Origin of the sequence: Brachybacterium vulturis (genome assembly GCF_002407185.1) — a bacterium.
Taxonomy (GTDB): Bacteria; Actinomycetota; Actinomycetes; order Actinomycetales; family Dermabacteraceae; genus Brachybacterium; species Brachybacterium vulturis.
Genome location: NZ_CP023563.1, coordinates 1,319,234 through 1,343,831 on the forward strand (window position 1 = coordinate 1,319,234; position 24,598 = coordinate 1,343,831).

Below are 24,598 nucleotides of genomic sequence, written 5' to 3' on the forward strand. Positions count from 1 at the left end.
GGATGATGTCCGGGACCAGCCTGGACGCGATCGACGTGGCCCTGGTGGAATTCACCCGGGATCCGCGAGACCCCACCACGCTGCGAGCCCGCCTGCTCCACGTGGGCGAGGAGCCCTGGCCCGACGCCACCCGGGACGCACTGCGGGCGGTGCTGCCCCCGGCCCCCGCCGACGTCGCCGCCTGGAGCCGTCTGCACGGCGCGGTGGGGGAGGCCTTCGCGCGCGCGGCCTCCCGCGTCCTCGCAGCGCACGGCGGCGCCGATCTGATCGCCACCCACGGTCAGACCCTCTACCACGAGGTGCAGGACGGCCATGTGCTCAGCACCCTCCAGATCGGGGATCCGAGCCGCCTCGCCGAGGCCACCGGCGCCCCCGTCCTCCACGACCTGCGCAGCGCCGACGTCGCGGCCGGCGGCCAGGGAGCCCCATTGGCCCCGCTGCTGGACCAGCTGCTGCTGGGGGCCGACGAGCACCGACGCACCGCCGTGCTGAACATCGGGGGGATCTCCAACCTGAGCCTCGTCGGCGGCAGGACCGACGGCGGAGGGGCGGCGGCTGACGAGGGGAGCAGCGCCGAGGGCGAGGTGATCGCCGGCGACCTCGGCCCGGGCAATGCCCTGCTCGATGCCGCGATCCACATCGCCACGGGTCGGCCGGCCGACGTCGATGCCGAGATCGCCCGCACCGGCTCCGTCGACCCGGAGGCCCTCGCGACCCTGCTCGGCGACCCGTTCTACGCGCTCCCGCTGCCCCGGTCGACCGGACGGGAGCACTTCGACTCCCGGTACGTGCAGCGCCTGCTGGGCCAGGACGCGCTCGCCGCCCTCGCCCTGCCGGATCTGCTGGCCACCCTCACCGAGCTCACCGCGGTCACCATCGCCGACGCGATCGCTCCGCTGGGGGCGAGCCGGGTGGTCGCCTCCGGCGGAGGCATGCGCAATCCGCTGCTGCGCCGGCGGCTGGCCGCCCTGCTGGCACCCGTGCCGCTCCTGGGCGCCGATGACCTCGGCATCCCTGCCGACGGCAAGGAGGCCCTGCTGATCGCCCTGCTCGGATACCTCGGCGCCCACGGCCTGCCCGGCACGCTCGCCCGCGCCGACGGCACCGCCCACACCGGCGCCCGCGCCCCCGTCGTGCTCGGCTCGCTCACTCCGCCCCACGCGCTGCGCCTGCTGCCCGCGGCCGCGGCCGACAGCTGTGCCCCCCGGCGCCTGCAGATCGTGACCGACCCCGGGCCGGAGCGCTGATGGCCACGCCCGTCCTGGCCCACCTCCACAGCCGCAGCGACGACCTCCAGCCCGTGCAGCGAAGGATCGCCGAGGTGATCCTCGCCGACCCGGTGGCCGCCGGTCGACTCACCATCGACCAGCTCGCCGCCGCCGCCGGCTGCGCGCAGTCCTCGGTGGTCAACTTCGCCCGGGAGCTGGGCTTCACCGGCTACCGCGAGTTCCGCGCCGAGCTCACCGAGGAGGCGGTGCGGGCCGCCGCCCGCGGGGGTGAGTTCGCCTTCCCCGCCGACATCGACCCCACCGACCCGCTGGCGACCAGCGTCGCCCGGATCGCGGCGGCCGACGCGCGCGCCGTGCGCGACACCGTGCGCCTGCTGGATCTCGCCGTGCTCGAGGAGAGCGCCCGGGTGCTGAGCTCCTCGCGCCGGATCCTCCTGGTGGGGGTGGGCGCCTCGGGCCTGGCCGCCACGGACCTGCAGTACAAGCTGACCCGGCTGGGATTCTCGGCGCAGGCACTGACCAGCGTCCATGATGCCCTGCCCGCGGTGACCGCGCTCGGTGACCAGGATTGCCTGCTGGCGATCTCGGACTCCGGCCGCACCACCGATGTGCTCGACGCGGTGGAGATCGCGGTCCCCTCCGGGGCCCGGACGGTCGCGATCACCGGTTCCCCGGTCGGTCCGCTCGCCCGGAGCTGCGAGTTCGTGCTGCTGACGGCCTCGCGCGAGCCCTCCTTCCGGGCCGGGGCGACCTCCTCCCGCATCGCCCAGCTGACCATCGCGGACTGCCTGCTGGTCGCGATCTCGGCCACGCTGCCCGATGCCGGCGCCGAGGCGCTCGCCCGCACCCGGGCCGCGCTCGAGGGCAGGCGGCGCTGAACGGTCGGCGCCGGCTGCCAGGATCCGCCGCACGGCCCGCCGCGCCCTGCCGATCTGCGCGACCTGCTGGGCGCGGCGGCTGCGGGCGTCTACGGTGTCACCATGCATACCCGCCTTGACCCTACGGTCCCGTAAGTTACGCTACCGTCGTGAGTGTCTTCCGTTCCACGATCCCCGATGTCGCGGCCGATGAGCCGATGGTCCAGCTCCTCGCGGCCGACGGCACCCGCAGCCCGCACCCGGAATTCGACGCCGTGCTGGACGGCCATGACGGCCACAGCGGCCTGGCCACGCCCGAGCGCCTGCGCGGCTACTACCGCGACATGGTGATGATCCGCGCCGCGGACCTCGAGGCCACCAGCCTGCAGCGCCAGGGCCAGCTGGGCCTGTGGGCGAGCGCGCTCGGCCAGGAGGCCGCGCAGATCGGCGCGGGGCATGCGGCCAGGACTCAGGACTATCTTGTGCCCACCTACCGCGAGCACGGGGTGGCCTGGGCGCGCGGCATCGAGCCCTGGCGCCTGCTGGAGCTGTTCCGCGGCATCAGCCACGGCGGCTGGGACCCGAACGCGCTGCGCACCCACCCCTACATGATCGTGCTCGGCTCGCAGGCCCCGCATGCGGTGGGCTATGCCATGGGGCTGCAGCGCGACGGGGTCGTCGGCACCGGGGACCCCTCCACGGACACCTCCGTGCTGGCCCTGTTCGGCGACGGCGCCTCCAGCGAGGGCGAGGTCGCGGAGTCCTTCACCTTCGCCGCCTCCTTCCAGGCGCCGGTGGTCTTCTTCACCCAGAACAACCAGTGGGCGATCTCGGTGCCCACCTCCGTGCAGTCCCGGGTCCCGCTCGCCCAGCGCTCCCGCGGCTGGGGCATCCCCTCGGTGCGGGTGGACGGCAACGATGTGCTCGCCGTGCTCGGCGCGGTCCGCAGCGCCCTGGACTCGGCCCGCGCCGGGAACGGCCCGGTGTTCGTCGAGGCCCTCACCTACCGGATGGCCGCACACACCACCAGCGACGACGCCTCCCGCTACCGCCCGGCCGCCGAGGAGGAGGAATGGGCGGCGAAGGATCCGATCCTCCGCCTGCGCCGCCACCTCGAACAGCTCGGCGAGATCGACCAGCAGTACGTGAGCCGCTGCGACGAGGAGGCCCACGACCTCGCGATGCAGCTGCACCACCACATCCACGGCATGGAGGATCCCGACCCGGTGCGCATGTTCGACCACCCCTACGCCGAGCCCCACCCGATCGTGGACGCCGAGCGCGCGGAGTACCTCGAGTACATCTCCCAGTTCGAGGACGAGGAGGACCAGGCATGAGCTCCACCTCCACCACGCTCCCGATCGCCAAGGCGATCACCGCCGGCCTGCGCGACGCCATGACCGCGGACGACAAGGTCCTGCTGATGGGCGAGGACATCGGCCCCCTCGGCGGCGTCTTCCGCGTCACCGACGGCCTGCACGCCGAGTTCGGCTCCCTGCGGGTGGTGGACACGCCGCTGGCCGAGGCCGGGATCGTCGGGACCGCAGTGGGCCTGGCCGTGCGCGGCTACCGCCCGGTGGTGGAGATCCAGTTCGACGGCTTCGTCTACCCCGCCTACAACCAGATCACCACCCAGGTCGCGAAGATGCACAACCGCACCTCCGGGGCGGTGAACCTGCCGATCGTCATCCGCATCCCCCACGGCGGGGGGATCGGCGCGGTCGAGCACCATTCCGAGAGCCCCGAGGCGCTGTTCGCGCCCACCGCCGGGCTGCGGATCCTCGCCCCCTCCAACGCGCAGGACGCGTACTGGATGACCCGTCAGGCCATCGAGTCCGAGGACCCGGTGATCATGCTCGAGCCCAAGCGCCGCTACTGGGTCAAGGGCGATGTCGACCCCGACCACCGCCCCGAGCTCTCCCCCTGGCAGGCCCAGGTGGTGCGCCCGGGCACCGATGCGACCCTGCTGGCCTGGGGGCCGAGCATGCCGCTCGCGCTCGAGAGCGCGCAGGTCGCGGCCGAGGACGGCATCGACCTGGAGGTCATCGACGCCCGTTCGCTGTCGCCGGTGGACTTCCCGACGATCGCCGCGTCGGTGCGCCGCACCGGGCGGCTGCTGATCGTCCACGAGGCACCGGTGCTCGGCGGCCTCGGCGGAGAGATCGCCGCCCGGATCTCCGAACAGTGCTTCTACCACCTGGAGGCGCCGGTGCTCCGGGTGGGCGGCTACCACCTCCCGTACCCGCCGGCGCGCATGGAGCACGCCTACCTCCCCGACCTCGACCGGGTGCTCGACGGCGTGGACCGCCTGCTCGAGCACTGACGGACGCGCACCACGCGTGAAAGGATCACGACCATGAATGCAGCCTCTGCGGGTCCCGCCGGCTCGTCCGCCTCGAGCATCGTCACCGTTCCGCTCAACGATCCGGGGGAGGGCCTCACCGAGGCCGAGATCCTCGAGATCAAGGTCGCCGTCGGCGACCGGGTCGAGATCAACGCCCCGGTGGTCGAGGTCGAGACCGCCAAGAGCGCCGTCGAGCTGTCCACCCATGTGGCGGGCACCGTCGTCGCGATCCTGGTGGCGGTCGGCGATGAGGTGCCCGTCGGCACCGGACTGATCCAGGTCGACACCTCCGGCGCCCCGGCCGCCGCCACCGGCGGCTCGAGCCCCACCGCCACCGGTGCCGCGCCGGCCGACGGCCCGGAGGCGGACCCGTCGGCCGAAGAGGTCGCCGAGCAGGTGGCCGCACCCGCGGAGGACCCGGCGGATGCCGCGGGGACCGAGGAGCCGAAGAACCTCGTCGGCTACGGAACCCGCTCCGCCCCGGCGCACCGGCGTCGGCGCCGTGCCGTGCCGGCCCAGTCGGAGGAGGGCGGACAGGTCCCGATCGACCGGATCCTGGCCAAGCCGCCGGTGCGCAAGCTGGCCCGGGACCTCGGCGTCGCGCTGCACGATGTGCTGGCCACCGGCCCCGAGGGCACCGTGACCCGGCAGGACGTGCTGGCCGCGCAGCAGCGCGCCTTCGGCGGCGAGAGCGACGGCGCCTACTTCCCCGAGGAGTCCCCGCAGGCCCCGGAGGGTCTGGGCGGTGCCATGAAGACCACCCGCGACCAGGCGTTCTCGGGAGTGACCAGTGATGAGCGCACCACACGGGTGCCGATCCGCTCGGTGCGCAAGCGCACCGCGGAGGCGATGGTGGCCTCGGCCTTCACTGCCCCGCACGTGACCGTGTTCAACGAGATCGACATGACCCGGTCGCTGCAGATCATCTCCCAGCTGCGCGCCTCCCGGGAATGGGCGGACGTCAAGGTCAGCCCCCTGGCCGTGATCGCGAAGGCGCTGCTGGTGGCGATCCGCCGCAATCCGGAGGTCAACGGCTCCTGGGACGAGGCCGCGCAGGAGATCGTCTACAAGCATTACGTGAATCTCGGGATCGCCGCAGCCACCCCGCGCGGCCTCATCGTCCCGAATCTCAAGGACGCGCACCTGATGACGCTGCGGGAGCTCGCCGAGGGCATCGGTGAGCTCGCGCGCACGGCCCGCGCGGGCCGCACCTCCCTGCGCGACACCCGCGACGGCACCATCACGATCACCAACTACGGCGTCTTCGACATCGACTCCGGCACCCCGATCCTGAACCCCGGGGAGTCGGCGATCCTCGGCGTCGGCGCGATCAAGGAGAAGCCCTGGGTGGTCGACGGCCAGGTCGTCCCGCGGCAGGTCGCGGGGCTCTCCCTGAGCTTCGACCACCGGCTCATCGACGGCGCGCTGGGCGCGGAGCTGCTGCGCGATGTCTCCGCCGTGCTCGAGGACCCGTCGCTGGGACTCGTGTGGGGTTGAGCGGACTCCTCCTCCTGAAAGGTCTCGGCAGGGCAAGCGTCGGTACGCTGTGGCGGTGACCTCGAGCCGCTCACCCGTACCGCGCCCGCCGCGCCGCGATGACCCGCGGATGCAGACGGTCGAGATGGCCGCGCTGCGCTACGTGGAGATCACCGAGTCGGAGACCCTGGATTCGGGGCCGGTCCATGAGGAATCGATGCCGTGGCGGACGGCGCTGCTGGTCGCGGCGGGAGGAGCCGCCGGGGCGATGCTCCGCTTCTCCCTGACGGTGCTCGCGCCCACGGTCACCACCCCCACCCTGGTCGAGCTGCCCTGGGCCACCCTCTGGGTCAACCTGCTGGGCTGCCTCGGGCTCGGCCTGCTCAACGGGGTGCTCGAGGTGCGTGCCCAGCGCCCCTGGGTGCAGCCGCTGCTCGGGACCGGGCTGTGCGGAGGATTCACGACCTTCTCCTCGGTGGTGCTGGAGGGCTCGGCGATGATCGGGGCGGACTTCCCGGTCCTCGCCATGGCGTACACGATCGTGACGGTCGTGGTGTGCCTGAGCGGGATCGTGCTGGGGCTGATCGGCGGCCGACGGCTGGCCCGGTGGCAGCAGGCGCGCCGCGCCGCGGGCGCGGAGCGGACGGCATGAGCGCGGGCGGCTTCCTGGCCGCGGCGCTGCTGGTGGGCGTCGGCGGCGGACTCGGCTCCGTCACGCGCTGGGGCGTGCGCGTGCTCGCACTCCGTCTGCTGGCGGCGCAGGGCAGGGAGCAGCTGAGCGAGGACGTGCGGCCCGGCACCACCGTCGCGGCGAACATCCTCGCGTGCTTCCTGCTGGGGATCGCGGTCGCCCGGATCGGATCCGCCGGCGGAACCGTCGAGTTCGTCTACCTGATGCTGGCCGCCGGGTTCTGCGGCGGTCTGTCCACGCTGTCCACCGCTGCGCTCGATGTCGTCGAGCTGGTGCGGCGGCGGACCTTCTCCCTCGCCCTGGCCTACCTGCTGCTGAGTGCCGGCAGCGGGATGGCGGCGCTGTGGCTGGGCCTGGTGCTCGCCTCATGACAGCTCCCCTCCTGCCGCGGCCCCGGCCCGCGGCGGTCCTGCTGCTGCTCGGCGCTCTCGCGGTGCTCGCGGTCCTGTCGGTGCTCGCTGCCGCCGCGGCCGGCGGCGACAACCTCGTGCTCATGGATGCCGGCCCCGTCGCCCGCCACGGCGCTCCCGTGGTCGCGATGCTCGCCGATCTCGCCGGGGCGCTCACCCTCGGCGGCGCCGTCGTCGCCGGCTGGCTGCTGCCGGAGCCCGCGGACCGTGCCCGCGCCCTGCTGGTGGTGGCGGTGACGGCCGGGGCGACCACCCTGCTGCGCGGCACTGCGCTGGGCCTCTCCTATGCGGTCGCCACCGGTCAGCCCGTCAGCTCCCCCCGCTTCGGCTCGGACCTGCCGGTCTTCCTCGGGACGGACCTGGGGAACTGGCTGCTGTCCGGGGTCCTCCTCGCGGCGGCGGCGACGACGGTCGCCGTGCTCGGCGCCTCGGTGGGCATCGCCCGCTCGGTCGCGGCGCTGGCCTCCCTGGTCGCCTTCGCCGCGGCGATGACCGGGCATGCCGCCGGCGACGAGACCCACGAGGTGGGCACGTCGACGATGCTCATCCACCTGCTGGCGGTCGGGATCTGGCTGGGCGGCCTGGCGGTGCTGCAGCTGCTGCCGGCCCGCGGCCGGGACGACGCACAGGTGGTGCGCCGCTACTCCCATCTCGCCCTGATCTGCTGGGTCGCGCTCGCGCTGAGCGGGGTCTGGGCGCTCGCCGTGCGCATGAACTCCCCTGGGGAGATCCTCACCAGCGCCTACGTCCAGATCGGCCTCGCCAAGGCCGTGCTGCTGCTCATGCTGGGAGCGCTGGGGGTCCTGCAGCGCCGACAGATCGCCTCCGGATTCGAGACCCCCGGCACCGGGCGGCACGCCCGGAGCACCTATCGCCGGCTGGCGCTGCTCGAGCTCGCCCTGATGGGGCTCGCGGTCGCGCTCGCCGCCGCGATGAGCTCCTCCCCGCCCCCTGCGGAGGCCGGCACCCCGCCGGAGGGTCCGGCCGGAGTGCTCACCGGGTATGCGCTGCCGCCGGCACCGGACCTGCTCACCGTGCTGGGCGCCTGGCGACCAGCACCCTTCGGCATGGCCCTGGCCTGCGTGCTGGTGCTGCTCTGGTGGCGACCGGGCGCCCCGCCCCGCCCGCGTGCGCAGAGCCTGCGCCTGGTCCTCGGCGCTGTGGCGCTGGTCCTGCTGACCAGCGGGCCGCTGAACGTCTACGGCAAGGTGCTGGTCTCCGCCCACGTGCTGCAGCACCTGCTGCTGATGGCGCCGGCCGGGGTGCTGCTGGGCAGCGTCTGCCTGGTGCCGAGGGGGCTGCGCGCCGCCGTCGGCGGACGCTGGTGGGTCGCGATGCTGCTCGCCGCCCTCGGCCCGGTGCTGCTGATCGCGGTCTACGCCGGCCCCCTGCTGCGCCCCGCTCTCGACGGCCACGCCGCGCACCTGGCCCTGCAGCTGCTGGCCCTGGCCGCAGGGGTGCTCACCGCGCTCGCGGCGCGGGCGCTGCCGGAGCCGATCCGACGCTGGCAGCGCACTGCGGTGCTCGGGGCGCCGCTGCTGCTGTGCCTCGGGGCCGGGGTGGTGCTGATGACCACGGATCTGCTGATCGCGGCGAGCTGGTTCGGCGCTACCGGCCGCACCTGGTGGGCGGATGCTCTGGCTGATCAGCACCGGGCGGGCATCGCCGTGCTCGTGGTGGTGGCGCTCACCGCTGCCGTGGCCCTCACCGCGGCGCGGAGGAGTGTGCCACCGAAGGACTGACGGCGGTGCCTCGTCCATGCCACCGAGAATCTGACGGCTGTGCCTCGTGCATGCCACCGAAAATCTGACGCATACGAGCGTTGAACGGCTCAGGGGCGTTCAACCGCCATAGAGGTCGGATTTCTGGTGGCGCCTCCGCGGCTCCGCAGCTCGGCCCCCCGGGGAGGCTCGGCCGCTCCGCAGCTCGGCGCCTCGGCGCTTCCGGGGTCAGGCGAAGAGCTCGCGCACGGAGCGCAGCCGCGCCAGCAGCGTGTCGCGGTCGACCTGCGGCACCAGCTGATCCTCCGCCTCGTGGGCGGAGGCCGCGGCGCGGCGGGCGGTGACCTTCTGGGCGCCGAGCAGACCCTCGACCCGACCGCGCACCCCGGCGGGGGCGGCGGCGGGCTTCGCGGGCACGGCGCCCTCGGCCCCTGCCCGCACCCGACGGAACTGCTCGAGCGCGGGGGAGGAGCCCTTCAGAGTGGCGGCCAGCATAAAGGCGGCGATGTCCGCCTGCTCGACGAGGATCGGCAGCACCCCGCCGGAGACCCGCTGCTGACCGAGGATCACCAGGTCGTCGCGGCCACGGGCGAAGGCACCGAGGAACAGGTCCGGTGCTCCGGAGGCGGTGCGCGGCACCACGTCCGGGGGGAAGTGGGTCGCCCGGGACTCGTAGCCGGTGGCCAGCACGATCAGGTCCGGGGCGTAGCTCAGATGCCCGGCGTGGGAGCCGGTGCCCAGATGCGTGATCGTGCCGTCTGCGTCCACGCCGGTCACGTCGCCGGCCGGCGTGATCCGACCCTCGCGCACCCGGTCGAGCACATCGTCGGAGATGATCACCGCGTCCTCGAGCAGGGGCGCCGCCGGTGCGGGCAGGCCCGCATCGGCGGGGTGGCCCACCGTGCGGCGGATCACGGTCTCGGCGATCTTCGCGTTCAGCCCGCCGAGCACGGAGGGCTCGTGGGAGGCGGCGACATCGCCCGGGACACCGGCGATGCGGCGCGGCACGACCCAGTGGCCCGTCCGCATGGACCAGCGCACCTCGAGGGCGCGACGGGCGGCGTCGACCGAGATGTCGGCGGCGGACTGCCCCGAGCCGACCACCAGCACCCGCTGCCCCTCGAGCCCGTCGGCCCCGGTCCAGTCCTTGGCGTCGATGACCCGCACCGTGGAGGGGACCTCGGCCGCCCACCGGGGGCGGTGGGGGTGCTCGGAGATGCCGTGGGCGGAGATCACCGCTCGGTAGATCCCGATCTCCCCGGTGGAGAGCTCCACCTCCCAGACCCCGTCACCGAACGGGCGAGCGCTGCGCACCGCGGTGCCGGGGCGGAAGTGCTCGGTGAGGTCGTGCCGGGCCGCGTAGGCGCGCAGATACTTCGCCATCTGCGCGGGGGAGAGGTACTCCGGGAAGGAGACGGGCTGGAGCAGGTCCTCGTACTCGGTGAACTCGCGGGAGGAGATCATCTCCATCGTGGGCCACACCGGGGAGTCCTCGCGCTCCGGATTCCAGATCCCGCCGACGTGCGGAGCCCGGTCCACCAGGTCGAAGGGGACCTCCAGCGCCTTCAGCGCCGCGGCGGCGGCGAGGCCGGCAGGGCCGGCACCGATGATCAGCACCTTCTCGCGGGTGGGGATCGGGTCGTGGAGATCGGGCATCGAGGGGAGCCTTCTTCCGTGTCGTGCGGCGCGCGGTGCCCGGCACGGTCCCGGGCCCCCGGCTCAGCGGCGGGCGGTCGCTGGCCATCCTAATCGTCGTGCGCGGGCCGGGTCGCCGCTTCGCGACGGGCCTGACGGTGTCGGGCGTGGCCGAGCGGGCGCGGGCTCAGCGCAGAGCCCCGCCCGCCTGCTCACGAGCCAGGAGCAGGGCGCCGGGCAGCCCGGTGGGAGCGACGGAGAGGGAGCGCCGTGCGGCCCGCAGCCCGGCGGCGACCTCGTCGTGGATCGGTCCGGGCCCGGTCAGCACGGATCCGGCCAGCACCACCGGCAGCTCCGCCTGCGGGTCCAGGGCTTCCACGGTGTCGAGCACGTGCGTGATCACGGTGTCGAGGATCCGGCGGGCCACCGGGTCCTCGGGAATCCTCCCGGGCACCGGCGCGAAACGGCCCAGCGCTGCCGGGGCACCGGCGGGGAGCTGCTCGTCGAGAGCACGGATGAGGTCCTGGCGCGGGTCCCCGGTGCGCGAGGGCGGCAGCCGGCCCGCGCGCAGGTCCAGGCCGAGCACTCCGCCGATCTCCTCGGTGAGCCGGGTGCGCGGCCCGCGGCCGTCGAGATCGGCGGCGACCGCCTCGAGGGTGCGTCGTCCCAGCCAGACCGCGGAGCCGATGTCCCCCAGCAGCCACCCCATCCCGTCCCGGCGGGCGACGGCCTGCCGGTCGTGGAACCGCACGGCGACCGCCCCGGTGCCGGCCAGCACCAGCAGCCCGTCATCGCCCACGCCCCCGGCGAGGAAGGCGGTGTGCAGGTCATCGGTGATGAGGATCCGCGCGGCCTCGATGCCGAGCTCGCGCAGCCGCGCGCCGACCGCATGCTGCACCTCGGCGGCGCGCGCCGGACCGGCGCCCGAGATCCCCAGGGCCACGGCGGCGACCTCGCCGGGCCCGCCCAGCGCGAGGCGCCCGCGCTCGAGCACCTCGCGGGTCGCCTCGGCCACGTGGTCGAACGCCTCCGCGCCGGAGGAGCGCAGATTCGCACCCGGGCCCTCGGCCTCGGCGATCACCGCCCCGTCCAGCAGCGCGAGCACCAGGCGGGAGCTGGTCCCACCGATGTCTCCGGCGATCACCAGGAGCGGCGGGGACTCGTCGTCCGCCGGCCCCCTGCGCGCCGGCCCCCTGCCCGCCGGCCCTGGGGCGGCTGCCTCGACCATGTGGATCTCCTCGTGTGGCTGATGTCCACATGGTAGGCCGAGCCCGGGGACGGATCCCGATACGCTGGGACTCCGTCGGCACGCCCCGCCGGCCTTCGGGCCCCGCGCGGAACGCACGCCGCCCCGCCCCCGATCCCAGGAGTCCGACGTGAGCCACCCGCCGCGGGACCGCACGACCCTCGACGCCAGCCTCGTCGACCTCGCCTCGCCGACCGAGGAGCGCAATCCGGCCAGCACCGAGCTCGATGCCCTCGACGCCCGCGGGATGGTCGATGTGATCCTCGGAGAGGACGCGACGGTCGCCGGGGCGGTCCAGGCCCGGGCCGGGGAGATCGCCGCGCTGGTCGAGGTGTGCGTGCAGGCGATCTCCGCCGGCGGCACCGTCCACTACCTCGGTGCCGGCACCTCCGGGCGCCTCGCGGTGCTGGACGCCGTCGAGCTCGCCCCCACCTTCGATGCCGACGCATCGATGGTCACCGCGCACCTGGCCGGCGGCCACGGGGCCTTCCTCACCGCGGTCGAGGGCGCCGAGGACTCGACCGCGGCCGGGGCCGAGCTGGTGCGCGAGCAGTGCCGCCCCGGCGACGTCGTGATCGGACTGGCCGCGAGCGGTCGCACCCCTTTCGTCGGCGGAGCGCTGGAGGCGGCCCGCGCCGCCGGGATGCCCACCGCGCTGATCTCCGCGAACCCGCAGGCCGAGCTGGCCCCCCTCGCCGACCACCCGATCCTGCTGGCCGTCGGGCCCGAGGTGGTCACCGGCTCCACCCGGATGAAGGCCGGCACGGCGCAGAAGCTCACCCTGAACGCCCTGTCCACCGCGATGATGGTGCGGCTGGGCACCACCTTCGGGAACCTGATGATCGATGTGCGCCCCACCAACGCGAAGCTCGTCGCCCGCACCGTGCGGATGCTGGTCCAGGCGAGCGGTCAGAGCCCGCAGCGCGCCGCCGCGGTGCTCGAGGCCGCGGGCGGCGAGGTGCGCGTCGCGCTGGTCGCGCTGCTGGCCGGCGCCGAGGTCGAGGCCGCCGCCGCGGTGCTCGAGCAGTTCCCCCGCGATGCCCGGCGCGTCGGCGACCCGGCCGGGATCCGCTCCGCAGTGGCCGCCCTCGACGCCCGCAGCTGAGGCCGGCCGCCCGGTCGGCGGGCCCGGCGACGGGATATTCGGTGGACCCCGGGGAGCGGGGCTCCTACGGTGTCGGCATGCGCCTGTGATCCGCCCCGTCGACCGCCGTCCCTCCGGCCAGGAGCCGATCCATGCCCGCGCACCCTGCCCCCGCCGCCTTCGCGGCCGACCCGTCCCTGCATCTGCGGGCCGACGGGATCTCCTTCTCGTACCCGGACCGCCGGGTCCTCACCGACGTGTCCCTGGTGGTCCCCGCCGGGCGCCCCACCGGCCTGCTCGGTGAGAACGGCAGCGGAAAATCCACCCTGCTGCGGATCCTCGCCGGGCAGCTCGCGGCGGACACCGGGAGCTGTGATGCGCCCGGACCCGTCGGCGTGCTGGCCCAGGAACTGCCCTTCGGGCCCGACACCACCCTCACCGCAGTGCTCGCCGATGCCCTCGAACGCTCCCGCCGCCTCGAACGGGCCCTGATCGCCGCCGGGGAGGAGCTCGCGACCGGGGACGACGGACCCACCGCCCGGGCGTCGCACCGCTTCGACATGCTGCTCGCCGAGGCGACCCTCGCCGACGTCTGGAACGCGGACCGCCGCGCCGAGGAGGTCCTGGCCGGGCTGAGTCTGGACGTGCTCGCCCCCGCCACCGCGCTGGGCAGGATCAGCGGAGGCCAGCTCGAGCGCCTGGCCCTGGCCCACCTGCTGATCTCTCGCCCCACCAGCTGGCTGCTCGACGAGCCCACCAACCATCTCGACGATGCCGGCGCCGCCTTCCTCGCCGCCACGATCACCGCCCACCCGGGACCGGTGCTGATCGCCAGCCACGACCGGGCCTTCCTCGACGAGGCCACCCACGCCCAGCTCGACCTCGACCCCGCGGAGTCCCCGGCCGCGACCGAATCCGGCGGGCTCACCGCGTACACCGGCGGTTTCAGCGACTACCTGCTGGCCCGCTTCGAGGCGCGCGACCGCTGGGAGCACCGCTATCGCACCGAGCAGGAGGAGCTGACCGTGCTGCGACAGGCGGTGAAGGACTCCGCAGCCGTCGGCCATGAGGGCGCCGCCCCGCGCACCGAGGCCCGTGCCTCGAAGAAGTTCTACGCCGACCGCAACGCCGCCGTCGTCTCCCGCCGACTGCGCGAGTCCCGGGCCCGCCTCGCCCAGCTCGAGCAGCACCAGGTGCGCAGGCCGCCCGCCGAGCTGACCCTCACCCACCTGCCCGCGGCGGCCTCCCGCACCGCCGCCGGGGCGGTGCAGCTCGCGGCGAGCGAGGTGGCGGTGGCGGGGCGCCTGGCACCGACCTCCGTCAGCCTCTCGGCAGGGCAGCGTCTGCTGGTCACCGGCCCGAACGGCAGCGGGAAGACCACTCTGCTCGACGTGATCGCCGGCGCCCTCGCCCCCAGCTCCGGCACCGTGGCGCGACCGCGGAGCCTGCGGATCGGGTATCTGGGCCAGGACGACGCCGCCGTCCCGGGCCGCACCGTCCGCCAGCACCTGCAGGCGGCGTCCCGCACCGCCGGAGCGGAAGAGGAGGGCACCCCGGAGCTGTTCGGCCTGATCTCCCCACGCGATCTGGACCGCCCGCTGACCCTGCTCTCCCGCGGCCAGCTGCGACGGGTGATGCTCGCCGCCGTGCTGCTGGACCCGCCCGAGCTGCTGGTGCTGGACGAACCCACCAACCATCTCGCGCTGCTCACCGCCACCCGGCTCGAGGCGGCTCTGGAAGGCTGGGAGGGCACCGTGCTGATCGCTTCCCACGACCGCTGGCTGCGCCGCCGCTGGCAGGACGCGGTGCTCGAGCTGCCCGGCGGTCCGGCCGGCGACTGAGCCTCGGGCCTCGAGCGCGGCGGGTTCATCCACGTTCACGATCCTCGGCGCAGCGCCCCGACGCAGGCCAGGCTGGGTCCCTCACCGTCCCAGGAGGAGCCCCGACATGACCGAGCAGTTGCAGAAGTTCGAGACCCTGACCATCCACGCCGGCCAGGCGCCCGACACGGATGCCGGTTCGCGTGCGCTGCCGATCCACCAGACCACGAGCTTCGTGTTCCCCTCGGCGCAGTCCGCTGCGGACCGCTTCGCGCTCGCCGAGGCCGCCCCGATCTACACCCGCATCACCAATCCCACGCAGGCCGTGGTCGAGGACCGGATCGCGGCGCTCGAGGGCGGCGCCGCCGGGCTGCTGCTCGCCTCCGGGCAGAGCGCGATCACGCTGTCGATCCTGAACCTCGCCGGTGCCGGGGACTCCGTCGCCGTCTCCCCGAGCCTGTACGGCGGCTCCTTCAACCTGTTCAAGCACACGCTGAGCCGCCTGGGCATCACCGCGCAGTGGGTGGCCGATCCCACCGATCCGGAGTCCTGGCGCGCCGCGACCGACGAGACCACCCGTGCCTTCTTCGTCGAGTCGATCCCGAACCCCAAGCAGGACATCCCCGATATCCGGGCGATCGCCGACGTCGCCCACGAGATCGGTGTCCCGCTGATCGTGGACAACACCGTCGCCACCCCCTTCCTGCTGCGCCCGCTCGAGCACGGCGCGGACATCGTCGTGCACTCGGCGACCAAGTTCCTCGGCGGCCACGGCACCTCGATCGCCGGTGTGATCGTCGATGGCGACAGCTTCGACTTCGCCGCCCACGCCGAGAAGTACCCGCAGTTCAACGAGCCCGACGAGTCCTACAACGGCCTCGTCTTCGCGGGCCTGCCCGCAGCCTTCGCGACCCGTGCCCGCACCAACCTGCTGCGCGACCTGGGCCCGGCCGTCTCCCCGTTCAACGCCTTCCTCATCGGGCAGGGGCTGGAGACGCTGCCGCTGCGCATGGAGCGCCATCTGGAGAACACCCACCGGGTCGCCGCCGTCCTCGAAGCCGACGACCGCGTGGGCGCCGTGACCTGGGCGTCCCTGGACTCCTCGCCGTACAAGGCCACTGCTGACCGCTACCTCCCCCAGGGGGCGGGCAGCGTGCTCGGCTTCGTCCTGCCCGGCGGACTCGAGGCCGGCAAGCGCTTCGTGGACGCGCTCACCCTCCACTCCCACGTCGCGAACATCGGCGACGTGCGCTCCCTGGTGATCCACCCCGCCTCGACCACCCACTCCCAGCTCAGCGAGGAGGAGCAGCGCGCCGCCGGCATCGAACCGGGCTTCGTGCGGCTCTCGGTGGGCATCGAGCACATCGACGACATCCTCACGGACATCGAGCAGGGCCTGGTCGCGGCCACCGCCTGAGCCGGACGCGCCCGCCGGGACCAGCGGGCGCGCAGGGGACGGCCGATAGCCTGGACCTCATGACCTCCGATCCGCTCGCCCCCGTCACCTCCCCGCTGGATCAGTGGCCCCCGCGCTGGGCCCCGACTGCGGTGATCTTCGACTGCGACGGGCTGCTGGTGGACACCGAGGGCCAATGGGTCGCGCTGCAGGAGGAGTACCTCGCCCGCCACGGCGCCGCGCTGGACCGGCAGACCCGGCGCATGATCACCGGCCGAGCCGCGGACCTGGTGGTGCTCACGCTCGCCGAGGCCGTCGGCAAGGATCCCCACCAGGTCGGGGCGGAGCTGCTGGCCGAGCATCGCGAGCACATCGGCGAGGGCCTCACCCCGCTGCCCGGTGCGCTGGAGACCCTGCGGTCCATCGCCGCGGTGCGGCCGATCGCGGTCGCCTCCAACTCCCCGCGGGACATGCTGGACACCAAGCTCGACAGGCTCGGCCTCACCGAGCTGGTCGACGTCTCGATCGCCATCGAGGACGTGACCGAGCCCAAGCCCGCCCCCGACATGTATCTCGCCGCGGCGCTGGCGCTCGGCGCGGACCCGGCCGACTGCCTCGGCTTCGAGGACTCCGAGACCGGCGCGGACGCCGCCCGCGCGGCCGGGCTGCAGCTGATCGCCGTGCCCTCGATCCCCGGTCAGGAGCCCCGGGCGCCGCGCCGCCTCGCCTCCCTCGCCGATCCCGTGCTGGCCCGGTGGATCTCCGCCTGGGAGCCGCGCCGATGAGCGCCGGCACCCCGCCGGTGGCGGCGGCTGGGATTCCCCCGCGCTTCGCCGAGGCCTTCGGCGACTGGACGCCGCAGGCGATCGTCTTCGACTGCGACGGGCTGCTGCTGGACACGGAGTCCGTCTGGCAGCTCGCCGAGGACCGGGTGGTCGCCGCCCACGGGGCCGTGCTCGAGGTGACCGATGCGGCGCTGCTGCACGGCTCGACCCTCGAGGCCGCCGCGGAGCTCATCGCCCGCCGCTGCGGCCAGGACGAGCAGGTGGTCCGCGCGGATCTGGTCCGAGAGTTCGATGGCGAGCTCGCCGCCGGCATCCGCACCCTGCCCGGTGCCGCCGAGATCCTGGGCCTGGCCGGGGCGAAGGTGCCGTTGGGCTGCGCGTCGAACTCGTGGCTCGAGGCGCTCGAGGGGAAGCTGCGCCTCGGCGGGCTCCGGGAGCATTTCACGGTGCTGGAGGCCTCCGACACCGTCGAGCATCCCAAACCCGCCCCGGACATGTACGCCGCGGCCGCCCGAGCTCTCGGCGCCGAGCCCTCCCGGGTGCTCGCCTTCGAGGACTCCGGCACCGGGGCGCAGGCCGCCCGGGACGCCGGGCTGCGGCTGATCGCGGTCCCCACCGGTGGACATCCGGCACCCCCGGCGGATCTCGCGCTCACCGCGCTCACCGACCCGGACCTCGCGGCCTGGATCGCGAGCTGGTGAGACTGCCCCGCCCGGGGAGCCCCCGGGTGCCCTCGGCCGCCGCGGACGTGACCGCACCGACTCCGGTGCCCAGGACGCGGGTCGGCTCGCTCACATGATGCCCACAGGGGACCGGAAGCTGGCCCCGCGGCGTCGATCCGGTGTTCACTGGACCCCATGAGCACACCGCCGGACCCGTCCACGCCTCTGACAGCCCGCGCCCATGGCTCCGCCCTGCGCGGCCGCGGCTGGCTGAACACAGGGGGCGAAGAGCTCGACCTCGAGACGCTGCGCGGGAAGATCGTGCTGCTCGACTTCTGGACCTTCTGCTGCGTGAACTGCCTGCACGTCCTCGACGAGCTGCGCCCTCTGAAGGAGAAGTGGGCCGATGAGCTGGTGGTCATCGGCGTCCATTCCCCGAAGTTCGAGTTCGAGAAGGACCCCGAGGCGCTGGCCGCGAACATCGAGCGGTACGAGGTCACCCATCCGGTGATCGACGATCCCGAGCTGGAGACCTGGAGCGAGTACGGCGCCCGCGCCTGGCCCACCCTGATGGTGCTGGACACCCACGGCCGCATCGCCGGCAACCTCTCCGGCGAGGGGCACGCCGCGAACCTCGACCAGCTGGTCACCCAGCTCGTCGCCGAGGGGGAGGCCGACGGCTCCCTGCGACGCGGACCCGCGCCCACCGTGCTCGCCGAGCGCACCCCGCAGACCCTCCGCTTCCCCTCGAAGCTCGCGCTGATGCCGGACGGCCGCCTGGTCGTCTCTGATGCCGGCCAGCACCGGCTGGTCGTCTTCGAGAACGACGGCGCGACCGTCGACGCGGTCATCGGCACGGGGGAGCGGGGCCACCGTGACGGCGATGCGGAGACCGCACAGTTCGCCGAGCCGAACGGGGTGCTCGCGCTGCCGTCCGAGATCGCCGACGAGGTCGGCTACGACCTGCTGGTCGCCGACACCGCGGGCCACCGCCTGCGCGGGGTCAAGGTGGGCCAGGACCGGCTGCTGCGCTCCCGCACCGCGACCGAGGTGACCACCGTCGCCGGCTCGGGCGCCCAATGGATGCAGGGCGAGCCGCTGCCCCGCGGCGAGGGCGACGCCCGCACCTTCGCCCTGTCCACCCCGTGGGACCTGACCTGGTCGCACGTGCTGGGCCGCGCGGTGATCGCGATGGCCGGCATCCACCAGCTGTGGACCTTCGACCCGGTCACCGGGGCGATCATGGTGCTCGCGGGCACCACCCAGGAGGGTCTGGTCGACGGCCCCGCCGTCACCTCCTGGTGGGCGCAGCCCTCCGGCCTGGACGAGCTGCCCGACGGCCGGATCGCGATCGCCGACTCCGAGACCTCCGCCGTGCGCGTGCTGGACCCGCGGAGCATGCAGGTCAGCACCCTGGTGGGGCAGGGACTGTTCGACTTCGGGCACGTGGACGGGCCCGCCGGCACCGCCCGCCTGCAGCACCCCCTGGCCGTCACCGCGCTGCCCGACGGCCGCATCGCCGTCAGCGACACCTACAACGGCGCGATCCGGCTGATCGAGGAGGCGGCGACCGACGGGGCGAGCGCCACCACCGGCGGCATCACCGCGCTCAGCGGCATGGTCGGGGTGGCGGAGCAGCCGGGCGCGGGCAGCGGCGGGACCGCGGGCGAGGCGGCGCCGGCACCGGGCGAGGCCCACGTGGTCACCGTCGCCACCGACCTCAAGGAGCCCTCGGACGCGATCGTCGGCCCGCCGATCGACGGCATCGGCCAGCTCATCGTCGTCGAGTCCGGCCTGCACCGCATCACCTGGGTCCCGGTCGCCAAGGCCGCCGAGCGCATGATCGACACGGGCGCGCAGCGCTCCGAGCGCCCGGTCACCGAGGTGGGCCCCGGCCCGCTCACCGTGCGGGTGCTGTTCACCCCGCCGACCGGTCACAAGCTCGACGACTCGCTGGGCCCCGCGACCCAGGTGACGATCTCGACCACCCCCACCTCGATGCTGACCGCCGGCGCCGGGGTGGACACCGCGCTGGAGCGCACGCTCGAGCCGGACCCCGCCTACACCGAGGGCGTGCTGCACGTCAGCGCCCGTGCCGCCTCCTGCGACGCGGATCCCACCATCGAGTTCCCCGCCTGCCACATGCACCAGCAGGACTGGGGCGTGCCGATCCGGATCGTCGAGGGAGCCCCCACCCGTCTCGATCTCTCGCTGCTCGCCTGAGCCGGTGCTCGCAGCACTCATCCTGCTCGGTTATCCTCGGCCGCCGGAGCCCTGCTCCGGTGTGTCCTCCCGCTCGGCCCGCCGAGCCCCGTCGTCGGAAGCTCTCACGTGGATCTGATCACGCAATTCCCCCTGGGCGACGATCTCGCCTGGACCCTCCTGGCGCTCGGCGTCCTCGCCATCGCGGCGCTGGTCGCCGGAGCCGTCGTCCCCAGCCGGATGCGGCGCGACGAGGACAGCGAGGAGCTCGACGAGGATCTGGGCCGTCGGCTCGGCGGGCAGCTGCTCTCCGCCGGCTCGATCATGCTGTGGGTGGGACTGCCGCTGGCGGTGCTGCTGTATCTCGCGCCGGGCACGACCGACGACCGCCTGCTGCGCTCCGGCCTGCTGCTGGTGGGCCTCGCCCTCGGCCCGCTCGCCGCCTGGCGCGGGATCGCGGTGCAGCTCGCGGCCCTGGGACTGGACGCCGAGCGGCGCCCGGCGATGATCTCCCGCCTGGGGGCGCTCACCGTCACCGGCGCGCTGGCGCTGGCCCTGCTGCCCACGGTCATCATCATCTGGTTCCTGCAGACCACCGCCGGGCCGGCCCTGATCGCCCTCGCCGGCGGGGCGGCGATCTCGGCGCTCGCGATCCGGATCTGCGCCGCACCGGTGGACGCCGCGGCCTCCGCCTCGGCGCTCCTCGTCGGCACCGACGAGCACGAGCTGGAGGCCGAGGATCCTGCGAACCTGGGCGGCCCGCACCTGCGCAGCGCCCGCATGGCGTCCCGCGGCGGCGCGCTGAGCGCGGACCTGGTCGCCGTCGCGACCGCGGTCGCCGGCGTCGGGGTGCTGCTGGGCGTTCCGGTCCTGGCCGCCGAGGGCTTCATCGTGGTGCTCCTGGGCCTCGGTGCGGCGATGCTCGCCGCAGCCGTGGTCGCGGTGATGCCGCACCTGGGCACCCCCGGCCACGAACGCGGCGCGCTGCGCCTGGGCGGGCTGATCCCCGCGGTGCTGGGCGGCGCCGGGGCGGTCGCCGCCGCCGCGCTGTGGATCCCCTCCCGCTACAAGGACCTGCGCTTCGAGGACGTGGGCCTGGAGAACTTCACCGATCCCGCCATCACCGGCGGCACCCCCACACCGCGCGAGCAGCTCGAGCCGCAGATCGAGCAGGCGCTGACCGATATGGGGCAGTGGATCTCCGCGACCGACGAGTCCCAGCACGCCAGCGCCTTCCTGGACATGATGGGCCTCTACTCGATCACCCCGAACGTGGTGGTCGCGGTCGCTCTGGGGCTGGGTGCCCTGACCGCCCTGGCCACCGTGGTGCTGCTGGGCGGCACCGGGCACCGCCTCGGAGGCACCGTGCTGCGCGCCGCCCGCACCAGCCGCACCGGCGGGGCGCTCGGCATCACCGCGGGCCTGGGGTCGACCGCACTGACCGCTGCGGGGGCCGTGGCGCTGCTGGTGCTGATCACCACCGTGATCTCCGTGCTCTCGGCGGGTGTGCCGGGACTCGCGCTCGCGCTCCTGGTCCATGCCGCGCTCGGTGCCCTGATCGTGGTGGCGGCGCATGCCGGCTCCCTGCTGGCGAGCACCTTCGCCGACCGACCGGACACCGAGCCCGCGCTGCAGGTGGCCGCCGCCGGTGCCGCCACCGGCCCCCGGGCCGCGCTGCTGATGGCCGGGGCGCTCACGGCACTGGGCGCCCTGGGACCGGTGATCAGCGCCCTGCGATCGGCGCCCCGGGCGGGGAGCGTCTGGGAGGACCGTGCCCTGCACGCCCTCGCCCCCAGCTCCCTCACCCTGCTCGGCGGGATCGGCCTCGGCGTGCTCACCGTGCTGCTGGTGAGCTCCGCACTCCTGGACGGCGCCCGCCGTCTGGGGGCGAGCGCGGTCGTGGAGACACGCGCCTCCCTGCTCGAGGGCCGTGCCCGCGCCGAGCTGCTGGAGCTGACCGAGATGGTGCGCCGCGCCGCCGTCCCCCCGGTGGTGGTGGCCGTGCTGATGCCGGTCGTGGCCGGATTCGGACTGGGACCGGGCGCCCTGCCCGGGCTGCTGCTGGGCGTGGTGCTGACCGCTGCGGGCCTCGGTCTGTGGACCCTCGGCGCAGGCTCGACCCTCGAGAACGCGGCGGCCGTGATCGGCTCCGGCCGCTACGGCGGGCGCGGCTCCTGGGGCCACTCCGGGGCGCTCGGCGGCACCGTGCTGACCGGCGTGCTGCGCTCGACGATCGGCTCGGTCGCGCTGCCGCTGCTGCTGACCTCCAGCCTGCTCACGGCACTGTCCGTCAGCGCCGTGGTCGGCATGAACACCGATGACACCAGCCCCTTCCTGCGCTGGGGCATCGCCGTGATCGCCCTGGTCATCATGGTGGCCTGCTGGGTGATCGCCGCGACGGCCCCCGAGGTCGACCTGGAGGACGGGGAGGGAGAGATCGCCAAGCCGCTCTTCAGCCGCGCCGCGGACGAGTCCGCCGACGAGCTCGAGGCGATGGACTGGGAGTCCGACGACGAGCACGTCGAACAGGTGCCGCTGACGACGACGGCCTCGAGGACCTCGAAGGCTGCGAAGCCCTCGAAGGCTGAGAAGCCTGCGAAGCGCCGGAAGCGGACGCAGCGGGGCGCGGACGAGGACTGACCGCCGCCGCGGACGTCAGCTCTCGGCGCCGAGGCCCCGCAGCACGAAGTCCTCGAGAGCGGGGCGGGAGTACCGCTTGGCGGAGGAGCCCACCAGCAGGCCGTTGATGATCCGCACCGTGGAATCCACGTCCAGGTCCGCGGCGAAGTCACCGCTGGCGACGCCGTCGGCGACGATGGTGCGCAGCACGTCCTCGATCAGCACCACGTGATCGCGCATGCGGGCGGCCGTCTCCGGGGTGAGGGTCGCGCCGCCCGAGGTCTGTGGGACGTGGAAGGAGACGTTGAGGTCGAGCTGGGTGTGCACGTACGCGATCGCCGCATCACGCGGGGTGGCGGAATCGCTGACCCCGGCCCGCAGCTGGGCGATGTAGTCCGTGGTCTCGTGGATCGCGTACTCCACCAGCAGGCTCTCACGGTCCGGGAAGTGGTTGTACATCGCGGTGCGACCCACGCCGGCCGCCGTGGCGATCCGCGAGAACGTCACCGACTCGAACTCCTGGGTCTCGAGCAGAGCGGCGAGCGCGGCGAAGATCTTCTCCCGAGTGCGCTGGCGATGCTCCTCGAGGGAGCCTCCGATGATCTTGGGCATGCCGCATTCTTACACTTCCGTGCAGATCGACATAACCCTGGGGTCGCGCGCCGGTTCCCGATCCGCGCAGCGTCCGGGAACGAAGAACGCCGGCCCCTGAGGGCCGGCGTCCGAAAGAGCGGGTGACGGGAATCGAACCCGCGCTATCAGCTTGGGAAGCTGAAGTTCTACCATTGAACTACACCCGCGAAGCGCTGCCCGATCCGCTTTGCGATCCCGGGGGATCGCCGTCGCTCGAGCAACGCGGAACAGCATACCCCGAGAGGGCGGTGCTGTGCGAACCGCCTCCAGCGGCGGCGGTGCCCGCCCGCCTCGGCGCCGCGGTGCGGCACGGTGATGGGACGGGATGACCGCCGCCGCGTCGGGCGACTAGTCTGGGCGCCGTGCTGCTGAGCGATCGTGACATCCGAGCCGAGATCGATGCCGGGCGGGTCCGCCTGGACCCCTTCGACGAGACGATGATCCAACCCGCCTCCGTCGATGTGCGGATCGATCGCTTCTTCCGCCTCTTCGACAACCACAAGCACGCGATGATCGATCCCGCGCTCGAGCAGGCCGACCTCACCCGTGAGGTGGCGGTGGATCCGGACGAGGCCTACATGCTCCATCCGGGGGAGTTCGTGCTCGCCTCCACCTATGAGCAGATCACCCTGCCCGAGGACGTGGCCGCGCGGCTGGAGGGCAAGAGCTCGCTGGGCCGCCTGGGACTGCTGACCCATTCCACCGCCGGGTTCATCGATCCCGGCTTCCAGGGCCACATCACCCTGGAGCTGTCGAACATGGCGACCCTGCCGGTGGCGCTCTGGCCCGGCATGAAGATCGGGCAGCTGTGCTTCTTCCGGCTCTCGAGCGCGTCCGATCGGCCCTACGGCAGCGCCGGCAACCTCAACCGCTACCTCGGCCAGCGCGGACCGACCCCCTCGCGCTCGGCCCAGAACTTCCATCGCACCCGCATCCCTGTGGAGGAGCAGCAGTGACCGCAACGGTCAGTCCCTCGACCGTCGAGCAGGCCCGCACCAGCCACCGTCTCCAGCTGCCGCGGGACACCGATCCCGCTGCCGTGCTGACGATGGTGCGCAACCTGCATCCGGAGGCGAGCACGGACGCGGAGGGCGCGATCCAGCTCGGGGACGGGCTGCGACTGGTGCCGGACGGCTCGCCGCGCGGCGCGGGGCGCTGGACCCTGGACACCCCGCGGGTGCGGGAGGATCCGCAGCCGGAGGGGATGGGGGACTCCCACGGCTACGGGCGCGCCTTCCCCGACGGGGTGCCCTTCGGCACCGAACGGCAGGGACTGGACCTCGCCTGGTCCCTGGGGCGTCGGCTCTACGGGGCCGTGGTCACCGACGACGGTGTGCGCCTGGAGCCGCACCCCTTCCACATCCGGGACCTGACGGTGGTCAGCCCGTACGCGCTGGCCCCGGAGTCGCTCGCCGAGCTGCTGGGCCCGCTCGAGCCGGAGGCCGAGCTCGACCAGGTCCCCGAGGACGCGCCCCGCGTCGGGTACAGCGTCACGATCCCGCTCCCGGCGGGGGAGGAGATCTCCCTGCGGGTGGGTCGCAGCTCCCGCCCCATGGCGCTGCAGGCGCTGGGCTGGCTGGAGGATGCGGTCGACTACGAGCTGGTGCACCTGCCCGCCGATCCCGAGGAGGACGCGATCGAATCCCCGGAGTCGGGGACCAGCGAGCGCTGGCAGACCGTCTACCGGCGGATCGGGATGATCGCCGGGCTGCTCACGGAGTCCGTCGGCGGCTTCGTCGTGGATCTCGAGGGCTTCCTGGTCGATCCGGCCGACCTCGTCTGAGCAGG

20 protein-coding genes and 1 tRNA gene are annotated in these 24,598 nt (G+C 73.8%); 17 read left to right on the plus strand and 4 right to left on the minus strand.

Annotated features, from left to right (window positions below; genetic code table 11):
* Positions 1-2: 2 nt before the first annotated feature.
* The 8 genes from CFK38_RS05870 (at position 3) to CFK38_RS05905 (ending at position 8,749) form a co-directional block, all read left to right on the plus strand.
* Entirely contained in the window at positions 3-1,247 is a 1,245-nt protein-coding gene (locus CFK38_RS05870) for an anhydro-N-acetylmuramic acid kinase (protein WP_245851239.1), read from the plus strand.
* Positions 1,247-2,107 (plus strand): MurR/RpiR family transcriptional regulator, encoded by an 861-nt coding sequence (locus CFK38_RS05875; protein ID WP_096802250.1) that lies wholly within the window; start codon positions 1,247-1,249, stop codon positions 2,105-2,107. Before CFK38_RS05870 ends, CFK38_RS05875 begins: the two co-directional genes overlap by 1 nt.
* 197 nt (positions 2,108-2,304) lie before the next feature.
* The gene (locus CFK38_RS05880; RefSeq protein ID WP_096802251.1) at positions 2,305-3,423 is read left to right on the plus strand and encodes a thiamine pyrophosphate-dependent enzyme; all 1,119 of its coding nucleotides are present in this window, start codon (positions 2,305-2,307) and stop codon (positions 3,421-3,423) included.
* Entirely contained in the window at positions 3,420-4,409 is a 990-nt protein-coding gene (locus CFK38_RS05885; protein ID WP_096802252.1) for an alpha-ketoacid dehydrogenase subunit beta, read from the plus strand. The genes CFK38_RS05880 and CFK38_RS05885 overlap by 4 nt, the downstream gene beginning before the upstream one ends.
* Before the next feature lie 33 nt (positions 4,410-4,442).
* On the plus strand, positions 4,443-5,927 hold the full coding sequence (locus CFK38_RS05890) for a dihydrolipoamide acetyltransferase family protein (protein ID WP_096802253.1): 1,485 nt from the start codon (positions 4,443-4,445) through the stop codon (positions 5,925-5,927).
* 55 nt (positions 5,928-5,982) lie between these two features.
* Positions 5,983-6,558: a CrcB family protein gene (locus tag CFK38_RS05895; RefSeq protein WP_245851240.1), complete on the plus strand. Its 576-nt coding sequence runs from the start codon at positions 5,983-5,985 to the stop codon at positions 6,556-6,558.
* Positions 6,555-6,968, plus strand: coding sequence for a fluoride efflux transporter FluC (locus CFK38_RS05900; RefSeq protein ID WP_096802254.1), 414 nt, complete (start codon positions 6,555-6,557; stop codon positions 6,966-6,968). The genes CFK38_RS05895 and CFK38_RS05900 overlap by 4 nt, the downstream gene beginning before the upstream one ends.
* Positions 6,965-8,749, plus strand: coding sequence for a CopD family protein (locus CFK38_RS05905; RefSeq protein WP_096802255.1), 1,785 nt, complete (start codon positions 6,965-6,967; stop codon positions 8,747-8,749). Before CFK38_RS05900 ends, CFK38_RS05905 begins: the two co-directional genes overlap by 4 nt.
* A gap of 207 nt (positions 8,750-8,956) precedes the next feature.
* Here CFK38_RS05905 and CFK38_RS05910 read toward each other — a convergent pair whose 3' ends face one another.
* Together CFK38_RS05910 and CFK38_RS05915 are read right to left on the minus strand one after the other, a co-directional pair.
* Positions 8,957-10,384 carry a flavin-containing monooxygenase gene (locus tag CFK38_RS05910; RefSeq protein ID WP_096802256.1) on the minus strand — a complete coding sequence of 476 codons (1,428 nt, stop codon included), beginning with the start codon at positions 10,382-10,384 and terminating at the stop codon, positions 8,957-8,959.
* A gap of 166 nt (positions 10,385-10,550) precedes the next feature.
* The gene (locus tag CFK38_RS05915) at positions 10,551-11,591 is read right to left on the minus strand and encodes an N-acetylglucosamine kinase (protein WP_096802257.1); all 1,041 of its coding nucleotides are present in this window, start codon (positions 11,589-11,591) and stop codon (positions 10,551-10,553) included.
* A gap of 148 nt (positions 11,592-11,739) precedes the next feature.
* On the opposite strand from CFK38_RS05915, the gene CFK38_RS05920 reads away from it, so the two are divergent.
* The 7 genes from CFK38_RS05920 to CFK38_RS05950 all read left to right on the plus strand — a co-directional run bounded on the left by CFK38_RS05920 (position 11,740) and on the right by CFK38_RS05950 (position 22,198).
* Positions 11,740-12,714, plus strand: coding sequence for an N-acetylmuramic acid 6-phosphate etherase (locus CFK38_RS05920; protein ID WP_096802258.1), 975 nt, complete (start codon positions 11,740-11,742; stop codon positions 12,712-12,714).
* 131 nt (positions 12,715-12,845) lie between these two features.
* Positions 12,846-14,534, plus strand: coding sequence for an ABC-F family ATP-binding cassette domain-containing protein (locus tag CFK38_RS05925; RefSeq protein WP_096802259.1), 1,689 nt, complete (start codon positions 12,846-12,848; stop codon positions 14,532-14,534).
* Between the two features lie 106 nt (positions 14,535-14,640).
* Positions 14,641-15,930 (plus strand): O-acetylhomoserine aminocarboxypropyltransferase/cysteine synthase family protein, encoded by a 1,290-nt coding sequence (locus CFK38_RS05930; protein ID WP_096802260.1) that lies wholly within the window; start codon positions 14,641-14,643, stop codon positions 15,928-15,930.
* 59 nt (positions 15,931-15,989) lie between these two features.
* Positions 15,990-16,694, plus strand: coding sequence for an HAD family hydrolase (locus CFK38_RS05935; RefSeq protein WP_096802261.1), 705 nt, complete (start codon positions 15,990-15,992; stop codon positions 16,692-16,694).
* Positions 16,691-17,395, plus strand: a complete 705-nt coding sequence (locus CFK38_RS05940) for an HAD family hydrolase (RefSeq protein ID WP_096802262.1) — start codon at positions 16,691-16,693, stop codon at positions 17,393-17,395. Before CFK38_RS05935 ends, CFK38_RS05940 begins: the two co-directional genes overlap by 4 nt.
* Positions 17,396-17,551: 156 nt before the next feature.
* Entirely contained in the window at positions 17,552-19,579 is a 2,028-nt protein-coding gene (locus CFK38_RS05945) for a thioredoxin-like domain-containing protein (RefSeq protein WP_096802263.1), read from the plus strand.
* A 108-nt stretch (positions 19,580-19,687) separates the two neighbouring features.
* The gene (locus CFK38_RS05950) at positions 19,688-22,198 is read left to right on the plus strand and encodes a sodium/proton-translocating pyrophosphatase (RefSeq protein ID WP_157773378.1); all 2,511 of its coding nucleotides are present in this window, start codon (positions 19,688-19,690) and stop codon (positions 22,196-22,198) included.
* Positions 22,199-22,213: 15 nt separating this feature from the next.
* On the opposite strand, the gene CFK38_RS05955 is transcribed toward CFK38_RS05950, so the two are convergent.
* On the minus strand, positions 22,214-22,789 hold the full coding sequence (locus CFK38_RS05955) for a TetR/AcrR family transcriptional regulator (protein WP_096802264.1): 576 nt from the start codon (positions 22,787-22,789) through the stop codon (positions 22,214-22,216).
* 117 nt (positions 22,790-22,906) lie between these two features.
* A tRNA-Gly gene (locus tag CFK38_RS05960) sits at positions 22,907-22,977 on the minus strand.
* Between the two features lie 195 nt (positions 22,978-23,172).
* Here CFK38_RS05960 and dcd point away from each other — a divergent pair.
* On the plus strand, positions 23,173-23,766 hold the full coding sequence (gene dcd, locus CFK38_RS05965) for a dCTP deaminase (RefSeq protein ID WP_096802265.1): 594 nt from the start codon (positions 23,173-23,175) through the stop codon (positions 23,764-23,766).
* Positions 23,763-24,593 carry a hypothetical protein gene (locus tag CFK38_RS05970; protein WP_096802266.1) on the plus strand — a complete coding sequence of 277 codons (831 nt, stop codon included), beginning with the start codon at positions 23,763-23,765 and terminating at the stop codon, positions 24,591-24,593. Before dcd ends, CFK38_RS05970 begins: the two co-directional genes overlap by 4 nt.
* Positions 24,594-24,598: the final 5 nt, after the last annotated feature.